Source organism: Rhodomicrobium udaipurense JA643 (genome assembly GCF_000636015.1).
GTDB classification, from domain to species: domain Bacteria; phylum Pseudomonadota; class Alphaproteobacteria; order Rhizobiales; family Rhodomicrobiaceae; genus Rhodomicrobium; species Rhodomicrobium udaipurense.
The window spans coordinates 1-8,874 of record NZ_JFZJ01000125.1 but is presented as its reverse complement, the minus strand read 5'-3'; the positions used below and the strand labels follow the sequence as shown (position 1 = coordinate 8,874).

Sequence of the window (8,874 nt, the reverse complement as noted above, 5' to 3'; positions counted from 1 at the left end):
GTGTCGGCGCTGGCGAGATAATCCTCGTGCATCTCCGAACAGCGCACTTGCGGAGGCCAATGAGAATGTTTCCGCGTCGGCGCACCACTCCAGAGGCGGTCGTAAATCCAGGTCGTGACGCTGTCGAAGTGTTCGATCTTCTGTTCGAGCAGCGCCGCCGTCTTCGGCGCTTCCCTGATGTTGATTTGGGAAAGATCGAAATGAAGCAGATCGTATAGCAGGGCCTCATAGCCTCCACTCTCAAGCTCTGCATGCATATCGGCAAAGTATTAACAGGAAAAGACAGCCCGCCATGTGCGCGTTGAACTGCCCCGTCACGTAGCGAGGATGATCGACGAGGAAGTAATGAGGCGAGACGAGTTTGCCGAACGCCTCAGCCACGATGGACTTGCCGACGGCATGAGCGAACCAGCCGAACATCGCGCACATTTCGAATCAGCCGCGCCGGTTTCCCCCAGCGTTTACCTGACGGTCGCCACCTTGCGCAGCCGCTGACTCTCGTGGGTTAAAGGCTCGCGCTCGCCCATCGCGCGACGGTTTGGAGATGGCGCGCGATGTTTTTCGATAGCGGCACGGTGCGCGCTCGCGCGGGGGGCGAACGCGCACGCCCTTGCCACACCGCGCCCAAGGCCGCCTAGGGAAGCGGCTTCGTCAGCGTGAACGCCCCTCGAATATCGCCCGCGCTGTAGCCCGTCGCCTTGTCTTCGGGATAGAGCTCCGCGAGCTTCGCCTTGACGGGTTCGGCCAGGTTCGTCCCGTGACAGGCCAGGCACGGTTCGGCCGCCGTCGGGATCGCCTTCATGTAGCGGAAGTTGCGCACACCGCCGCTTTCCACGACTTCGGCCCTTTCGAGCTTCGTCGGGTCCGCGCCGCCCGCTTTCGCGGCTTCAAAGCGAGCGAGGGTCTCAGCCTCCCACGCGTCGGGTGCGGTCGCCGGATTGCGCAGCTTGAGCGATGTACGCCGGACGATCCAACCGCCGGTCGACGCTTCGGAAGCGATCGCGGGTGCCGCAGTGTTGCACACGCTAATGGCAGCGACCGGGCCGCCCTCTTTCATCGCGCCGACGAGTTCGCCCTTCAGCTTGTCGGCAAAACGACCGACGATACCGCGCGCTTCGATCGCGAGAGCCTCGGGGCTCGCTGCTTCCTCCGCCTCCGCTGCCGCGACGCCCAGAATCGCCATGACGATCGCGATCCCGCCCGTTCGAAAAGCCATTTCAGCGCTCCCTGTTTGCTGCGCTGCCCCGGCGGGCCTGCGCCTTCGTATTCATGATGGCGCATATATAGCACGAGCACGAACGCCGGAAGACCGCAAAAAGTAAGGGCTTACACAGGCGTCATGGTGGCAGGGATATGCGTATTTGAGAATATGCCCGGTTCGTCGGACACTGGCCCGCCATGAGGCACGAGCCTTTCCCGCAACGTGACGACCGTGCCGAGGATCACAAGCGCCGGGCCGACAATCCCCTCGCTCGCTGCCGCTCCAGCGATGGTCTCGACCGTGCCCGTCACGACGCGCTGATTCGGTCGCGTACCGTTTTCCACGATGGCGGCGGGAAGCGCCGGGTCGCCGCCATGCGCCACGAATTGATGCATCAGCGACTCGAGCTGCCCAAGCCCCATGAAAATCACCACCGTCTGATGCGGCTGCACCAGCGCCTCCCAGCCGAGGCTCAGGCCACCGCCGCTTCGCGCGTGCCCTGTGACGAAAACGCAGGCCTGCGCGTGATCGCGATGCGTCAGCGGAATGCCCGCATAGGCCGAGCAGCCCGCCGCCGAGGTCACACCCGGCACGACCTGCACCGGAATGCCCGCAGCGGCCAGCGCCTCGATCTCCTCGCCGCCGCGCCCGAACATGAACGGGTCGCCACCCTTGAGGCGCAGCACGCGCTTTCCCTCTTTCGCAAGCCGCACGAGCTTCGCGGAAATTTCCTCCTGCGGGACGGCGTGCCGGTCCGGCTCCTTGCCGACATAGATGTGCTCGGCTTCACGGCGCACGAGGTTGAGGATACCGGGCGGCAGGAGGCGATCATAGAGCACGACATCCGCGCGTTGCATGAGGCGGAGCGCGCGGAAGGTCAGAAGGTCCGGATCGCCCGGCCCTGCCCCCACGAGATAGACCTCGCCCTGCGCAAGCTCGGTATCGTCCGCCGCGTCCAGCGCGCGTTCGAGTTCGACCCGCGCCTCATCCTCCCGCCCCGCCAGAAAGCGATCCGCGACGCGGCCTTCGAGCGCCCTCTCCCAGAAGCGGCGACGCTGCGAAAGATCCGAAAGCCGCTGGCCCAGCCGCTCGCGATATGAGCCGACCAGCGCGACGAGGCGGCCATATGCGGCGGGAATCGTGCTCTCGAGGCGAGCGCGGATCATGCGGGCGAAGATGGGCGACGCGCCGCCGGTCGAGATGGCAATCACGAGCGGATCGCGGTCGACGATGGCGGGCATGATGAAGTCGCAAAGCTCGGGCGTGTCGGCGACGTTGATGGGCACGCGCGCCTCGCGGGCAAGCGCGGCCATCGCCTCGTCGGTCGCCCGATCGCCGGTCGCGGCGAAGGCAAGCGCGAGACCTGCCATGTCGGCGGCCGACGGGGCACGCGTCTCATGCACGAAATGCGGATCGTCAACGAGTGCGCGAAAGTCGTCGCCGAGTTGGGGGGCGAAGGCGCTGACGCGCGCGCCTGCGCGAAGGGCAAGCTCGGCGCGGCGAGCGGCGGGCGCTCCGCCACCGGCTACGGCGACGGTTTTGCCCTTGAGTTGAAAGAAGAGGGGAAGCTGTTCCACGGGTCGGCTCACTTTTTGGGCTGTAGGGCTAACCCATCGCGCGCGGTTTTGCGCGAGAAAAATGCGACGTGGAGATTCCACCGCCCGTCAAACACCCTCTCCGCTGCCCAAACACGAAAAAGGCCCGCGCGCGGCGAGCCTTCTTCCGTGCGGCTTGAGCCGCGCGAACCCGAGATTATCAATGAAGCGAGCGATGCCACTCGTCGACCTGACGCTCTGCTTCCTCTTTGGTAACGCCGTAGCGTTCCTGAATTTTGCCCGCGAGAACTTTTGCATCGCCCTTGGCCTCAGTCAGGTCGCTGTCGGTAAGCTTGCCCCATTGCTGTTGCACCTTGCCCTCGAACTGCTTCCAGTTTCCCGAGATCTGATCCCAATTCATGGATTTGTCCTCCAATTGACTGGCCGATAAACGGTCGCCACACGCAAAGGTTCCGAAGCGCGCTCCAAACCTTCGGCAAAGCTTCGGCTTGATGGCGAGCGCTCGCGCGAGCGCCTGGGAACGAGACCGCCCAAACCTTGTTTCGCGCGAAGGAGGACTGCAACATGCAAACAGACCGAACGGACGCGATAACTCCCGGCCGCAAGCTGATATCGAGCGACGACGTCGAAGGTGCTTACGTTTACGGCGCCGGCGACGAGCGGATCGGGACCATCGAGGAAATCATGATCGATTGCGTGGGCGGGCGTGTCGCCTACGCCGTGGTGGACTTTGGCGGCTTTCTGGGAATCGGCCGTAGCGAGCGCCCGATCCCGTGGTCGGCGCTCCGCTACGACGAGGATCTCGACGCGTTTCGCACGAGCATAACCAAGGAGCAGCTTGAGAACTCGCCGCCGCTCGACGACGAGGCCTTCGCGAGCACGGACTGGGAAAGCCGCACGCACGAGCATTATACCGTGCAGCCCTATTGGTCGAACCCGTCGATCAATCGCTGAGGCCCGGATCGCATACCGGAGCGCCAGCGCTCCGGTATGGCTCTTGCGCCGCAATCAAACCTTGGCGAGCGCCTGCGCGATGTCGGTGATGAGGTCGTCCACGTGCTCAAGCCCCACCGAGAGCCTGAGCGTTCCCGCCGTGATGCCAAGTTCCGCCTTCGCATCGTCTGACAATTTCTGATGCGTGGTCGTGGCCGGATGCGCGATCAACGATTTCGCGTCGCCGAGATTGTTGGAGATCTTGATGACCCGCAGCGCGTCCAGAAACCGGAACGTGGCGTCCTTGTCGCCGTCGAGCGAGAAAGCCACGAGCGGCCCGCCCGACGCCATCTGCCGTTTCGCGAGCGATGCCTGCGGATGATCGGCGCGGCCCGGATACATGACGCGCGCGATGCCGCGTTTTTCGCTCAGAAAGTCCGCGATCTTCGCCGCGCTGGCGCTTTCGCGCTCGACACGCACGGTCAGCGTTTCGAGGCCCTTCAGCATCACCCACGCGTTGAAGGCCGAGAGCGTCGGGCCCGTCTGGCGCAGGAAGCCCTGCACATGCTCCTCGATGAATTTCGTCGTCGACAGGATGACGCCGCCGAGACAGCGTCCCTGCCCGTCGATGTGCTTCGTCGCCGAGTAGATGACGACATCGGCGCCGAGCTTGAGAGGCCGTTGCAGAAGCGGCGTCGCGAAGACGTTGTCCACCATCAGGATAGCGCCCGCGTCGTGCGCGATGTCGGCGACGCCTTCGAGGTCGACGAGGTCGAGCGTGGGGTTCGCCGGGCTTTCGCAGAACAGCACGCGCGTGTTCGGGCGGATGGCGGCGCGCCACGCGTCGAGGTCGCGACCGTCGACGACGGTGGATTCGATGCCGAAGCGCGGGAGGATTTCCTCGATGATGGCGCGGCTTGCACCGAACACGGCCTTCGCGCCGATCACATGATCGCCAGCGCGGAGATATGAGGCGAGCGAAGCGAACACCGCCGCCATGCCCGACGCCGTACCGCGCGCCGCCTCTGCGCCTTCAAGCGCGGCGATGCGCGTCTCGAACATGGTGACGGTCGGGTTGCCGTAGCGGCTGTAGACGTAGCCTTCGGCTTCGCCCTTGAAGCGGGCTTCGGCCTCGGCGGCGCTCTCATAAGTGAAGCCAGAGTTCAGATACAACGCTTCGGACGTCTCGCCGTGGGGCGAGCGCAACGTGCCGGAATGGACGAGAAGCGTATCGGGATGAAGGCCGTCAAGCCCCGTATGATCGGACATTATAACCCCTCATGGGCGCTAAAATGCCGGAAGCCTTCAAGAGAGAGGGCGAGCGGCCTTTTAGCAATTTGTTTAGCGTGGCTGCAAGCCGGCCGGCAAAGGGACCACGTTCGAAGGCCAGCTAACACCCGCGTGCACTTTCCCGTCAAGGGCAACCGCCGAAGAAATATGCCCGCCCTCAAGAAAACGCACATTGGAAAAAGATCGCCGCGCGCGTCCCTTCAGGCGGGCATGAGATTTCACGTCACGCCGCGAGCGAGGCGGCGCGCTCAACCGCGATCGGCCGTGCGCAGGCCCACTTCGCCACCTGCTGGATGTCGTAGAAGCGGCACGCCTCCATCAGCATCCGGCATTCGGTCCACACATCGCCGTCTACGATGGGCATGAACAGGTCGTGGATATTGTCGACGCCGAGATAGGTCCGCACCCCCGCAGCAAGGAGCTTCGGGAACGGCGCGATGGAGTTGTGCAGCGGCGCCGTCATCGGCAGTTGCGCCATGCTGAGCGCGGCGGACGGGCAGATCACGATGCCCATGTCGGCGTCGAGGATCTTCTGGATGATGCGGTCCTGCTCGCGCTCGCTTTTCGCGCCGAGCGAGATCGCGTGCACACCGAAGACGCGGCCCTGCATGCCATGCTCGATGGTCTTTTCGGCGAGAAGCTCCGTCTCGTTTTCGAGCGGGTTGTTCTCCTGATCCACATGCACATCGACCGGCTTGCCGAGGCGCTTGGCGAGGTCGAGGATTGTATCGAGATGCGCCTCGGGGCGTGGACGGTCGCGCGAGGGCAGCCCGCCGCAATAATCGGCCATCGCGCAGGCTTCGGCATATTGCTCGTAGGACGCGGGGTCGAGCACGCCTTGCAGCGGCTGCACGCCAACCTCGAAGTGAATTTGATCCGCATAGCGTTTCTTCACCTCGACCGCCGCCTTGATCGGCAGCAGGCCCACGGTGGAGTCCGCGTCGACCATCGTTCGGCAATAGGTCACGCCTTGCGCGATCATGGTCTCAAGGCCGCGGCTGATGCGCTCGACGAGATCGTCGTGGGTGTAGTTTTCCTTGAGGTAGCGGTAAATCTCCCACTTCTTCTGCATGTCGACCTGGCTGAGCCGCAGGTTATCCATGTTCACGAGGTATGCCTTGTCGAAATGCGCGTGATGGCTCGCGAAACCGCCAAGCTTCTCGACCGCTTCCATGAAATGCAGGCGAAGGTTCCACGGCTCGGAATTATCGGAGAGCTTGTAGCGGAACGTGCCCTTGTTCGTATCCCGCACGATCTGCTGCAAGGTTTCAATGCCGACATCGCAATCGGTGATAAGCGGAATGCCGTTCTCGATACAGAGCTTGCGGATGAGCTTCGCGTCGGACGATTCGTCGTAGTCGTTGTCGCCCGTCAGCACGTTGATGACGAGGTCGAAGCGGTTCTCGTTCAGAAATGTGCGGATGTTCGGCGCGCGGCCGTCGGTGATCTTGTGAATCTCGACCGTGTCGATGCCGTGACGCGTAAGAAATCTGTGCGTGCCCGGCGTTGCGAAAACGTCGACTTCAAGGCTTAGAAATTGCTTGATCGCGGGAAGCATTCTTGCCTTGTCGTCCTCCTTGCCCGCACTTATAAGGACTTTCTTTCTGCTCTTTCGCCCCAAAAGCTTAAGATTGAAGGCGAGCATTTCCAGCGATATACCGTCGTTCATTCCAATTACCCCTTGCGTGACATTCCCCCCTTGTGCTAGTTTTCCGGCTTCTCCTTCTCACATGCGCCGATGAACTTGCCGAAACTTGCCCCTCCGCAAATGGCCGCATGTTGATGAAATGCGCCTCGCTCGTCAATGGCGAAATGGCGCTTTCGAGAAAATTCACAATTTTGGGAATACCACCGGCGTTCGACGCGCCTTGGACGAAGCTTTTGACGGGACGCGAGCGCAGTTCACGACAAGGAAAGCACGGCGTCGGCGCGAACGCCGCCTTTTACCGCTCGATCGGAGAAGGCGCGCCCGGCTTGAAGCCATTCGGTCGAATTATCGTTTGATGGGGAGCGGCCTGTGACCCTGCACGGGTTCGACGGGGCGGCAAGGGCGGCAGAGCTTTCGCGCGAAGCGCCCTGTCGCATGTCGCTCGGAACGGATCGGCTCAGACGGCGGGCTTCATCAGGAAACCGGCCTTGTTCATGCACGCCGTAAAGGTTGCGGCGTACATCTCGTCGGACTGTCGTCGGGTGCGGATCGTCGCGCCGAGATTGACGTCGCCCGAAGACGACGCTCTTTGCGAATGGTCGGACTGTCCCGCCTTTTGAACCGTCGCGCCAGCCGCCAGCGCCTTTGCCTTGCAATCGTTTTCAGCGAATTGCTGCGCCAGTTCCCGCTCTGTTGCCGTCTTGTACCGTTCCGGCTCAGTCAGAACAAACTGATTCGCGGTCGGAACCGATGTTGCGGCGGGAGCGCAAGCGGCGGTGAGCAAGGCCAAAGCCAGTAGCGGGAGCGAACGCAGCACGGCATCTCATCCACAAACGATAAAGTTTTATACGCTTTAGCATGAAATGCGCGAAAGGGAAGCCCCAGCTTCGCCTCTGCTTAATGCGCCTGTCCGATCGCGACCCCACCCGCCGCCGCGACAAGCACGACGATCCAGGGCGGTGCCTTTCCAAGCCATCAGCAGCACGAAACAGGTGAGCGCCAAGGCGAAGGCGTGAGGCCCGGTGATCCCGCTGGTGAACACCGGATCGTAGAGCGCCGCGCCGAGGATGCCGACAACGGCGGCATTGGCCCCGCGCATCAAGGCTTGCGCGCTTTCGCGATTGCGGAAGCTATCCCATAATGGAATCACGCCGAGCAGAATCAGAAAGCCGGGCAGGAAGATGGCAATCAGGGCTATGCTTGCTCCAGTGAGGCCGGTTGGCTCCGGCCCCAAGACCGCTCCGAGATAGGCGGCGAAGGTAAAGAGCGGACCCGGAACGGCCTGCGCCGCCCCGTAGCCGGCAAGAAACTGATCTTGACTGACCCAGCCGTTGCGCACCACCTCCGTTTCGAGAAGCGGTAGCACGACGTGTCCACCGCCGAAGACCAGCGAACCCGCGCGATAAAACGTGTCGAAGACGGCCAGCCCCTGCGAAGACGACGCAACGGTGGCGATAGGCAGCGCGAAAAGCAGAACGAAAAAGAGAGCAAGCGAGGCAACACCGAATTTCCTCGAAACGGGAAAGGCGATGTGGCTGTCGATCGCCTTCTGATGACTTCGGCATAACAACAGACCCGCCGCTGCACCGATGGAGATCGCTGCCACCTGTGCGAACATGTCAGCGAAAAGGACGACAATCAGCGCGGCTCCAAGCGCAATCGTGGCCCGTTCGCGATCCGGGCACAAGTTCCTTGCCATGCCCCACACCGCCTGTGCCACGATGGCGACGGCCGTGATCTTGAGACCGGCGATGATGCCGCTTCCAACCGGACCGTCAAATGCTGCTGCGCCGAAAGCAAACAAAGTGAGGAGAATGGCAGACGGCAGCGTGAAAGCCGCCCAGGCCGCAAATGCTCCGAGCGGGCCGCCGCACAGTAACCCGAGGGCGAAGCCCATTTGGCTTGACGCGGGGCCCGGCAGGAATTGGGTCAATGCCAAAAGGTCGGCATAGCCTTTTTCATCGATCCACTTCCGCCTTTGCACCAGTTCATTACGGAAATAGCCTAAATGGGCAATAGGTCCGCCGAAGGAGGTAAGCCCAAGCTTGAGGAAGGCCACGAAAACCTCGCCGGCCGAGCCAACAGGGGTTTGGCTTTCCTTTGGACTCGTCGTCGAGCCTGTCATCGCTCACAGCCTCCCAGCGTACTCGCGAAGCGTTGCGCTTTCAGTATGCCGTCAGCGAAACGCGAGACTACCCTCGGTCGACGACCGCCTGCGCTCAGTTTTGTTTTGCAATGGTAAGGAA

8 protein-coding genes, 2 pseudogenes and 1 riboswitch are annotated in these 8,874 nt (G+C 62.6%); of the genes and pseudogenes, 1 reads left to right on the top strand and 9 read right to left on the bottom strand.

The window, feature by feature from the left end; all coding sequences use genetic code 11:
• The 5 genes and pseudogenes from T281_RS19170 to T281_RS14270 form a co-directional block, all read right to left on the bottom strand.
• Positions 1–257 (bottom strand): annotated as a pseudogene (locus T281_RS19170) (primase-helicase family protein); the annotation flags it as partial.
• Positions 241–420: a hypothetical protein gene (locus T281_RS14285; protein WP_155955270.1), complete on the bottom strand. Its 180-nt coding sequence runs from the start codon at positions 418–420 to the stop codon at positions 241–243. The pseudogene T281_RS19170 and the gene T281_RS14285, both read right to left, overlap by 17 nt.
• 214 nt (positions 421–634) lie before the next feature.
• On the bottom strand, positions 635–1,216 hold the full coding sequence (locus T281_RS14280; protein ID WP_037240666.1) for a Tll0287-like domain-containing protein: 582 nt from the start codon (positions 1,214–1,216) through the stop codon (positions 635–637).
• Positions 1,217–1,326: 110 nt separating this feature from the next.
• Positions 1,327–2,778, bottom strand: coding sequence for a siroheme synthase CysG (gene cysG / locus T281_RS14275; RefSeq protein WP_037240663.1), 1,452 nt, complete (start codon positions 2,776–2,778; stop codon positions 1,327–1,329).
• A gap of 178 nt (positions 2,779–2,956) precedes the next feature.
• Entirely contained in the window at positions 2,957–3,157 is a 201-nt protein-coding gene (locus T281_RS14270; protein ID WP_037240675.1) for a CsbD family protein, read from the bottom strand.
• 164 nt (positions 3,158–3,321) lie between these two features.
• Between T281_RS14270 and T281_RS14265 the strand changes: the two genes are divergently transcribed.
• Positions 3,322–3,711, top strand: a complete 390-nt coding sequence (locus tag T281_RS14265; RefSeq protein ID WP_037240660.1) for a PRC-barrel domain-containing protein — start codon at positions 3,322–3,324, stop codon at positions 3,709–3,711.
• Positions 3,712–3,765: 54 nt separating this feature from the next.
• Here T281_RS14265 and metZ read toward each other — a convergent pair whose 3' ends face one another.
• The 4 genes and pseudogenes from metZ to chrA form a co-directional block, all read right to left on the bottom strand.
• Positions 3,766–4,959 (bottom strand): O-succinylhomoserine sulfhydrylase, encoded by a 1,194-nt coding sequence (metZ, locus tag T281_RS14260; RefSeq protein WP_037240656.1) that lies wholly within the window; start codon positions 4,957–4,959, stop codon positions 3,766–3,768.
• A 40-nt stretch (positions 4,960–4,999) separates the two neighbouring features.
• Positions 5,000–5,077: riboswitch (SAM riboswitch) on the bottom strand.
• 126 nt (positions 5,078–5,203) lie between these two features.
• Entirely contained in the window at positions 5,204–6,649 is a 1,446-nt protein-coding gene (locus tag T281_RS14255) for an amidohydrolase family protein (RefSeq protein ID WP_037240653.1), read from the bottom strand.
• Between the two features lie 436 nt (positions 6,650–7,085).
• Positions 7,086–7,445, bottom strand: a complete 360-nt coding sequence (locus tag T281_RS14245) for a hypothetical protein (protein WP_155955269.1) — start codon at positions 7,443–7,445, stop codon at positions 7,086–7,088.
• An 80-nt stretch (positions 7,446–7,525) separates the two neighbouring features.
• Positions 7,526–8,753, bottom strand: a pseudogene (chrA, locus tag T281_RS14240) (chromate efflux transporter).
• Positions 8,754–8,874: the final 121 nt, after the last annotated feature.

Coding starts and splice junctions, on each gene's coding strand:
- T281_RS14285 (WP_155955270.1), bottom strand. CDS start 420: ATGTTCGGCTGGTTCGCTCATGCCGTCGGCAAGTCCATCGTGGCTGAG.
- T281_RS14280 (WP_037240666.1), bottom strand. CDS start 1,216: ATGGCTTTTCGAACGGGCGGGATCGCGATCGTCATGGCGATTCTGGGC.
- T281_RS14270 (WP_037240675.1), bottom strand. CDS start 3,157: ATGAATTGGGATCAGATCTCGGGAAACTGGAAGCAGTTCGAGGGCAAG.
- T281_RS14265 (WP_037240660.1), top strand. CDS start 3,322: ATGCAAACAGACCGAACGGACGCGATAACTCCCGGCCGCAAGCTGATA.
- metZ (WP_037240656.1), bottom strand. CDS start 4,959: ATGTCCGATCATACGGGGCTTGACGGCCTTCATCCCGATACGCTTCTC.
- T281_RS14255 (WP_037240653.1), bottom strand. CDS start 6,649: ATGAACGACGGTATATCGCTGGAAATGCTCGCCTTCAATCTTAAGCTT.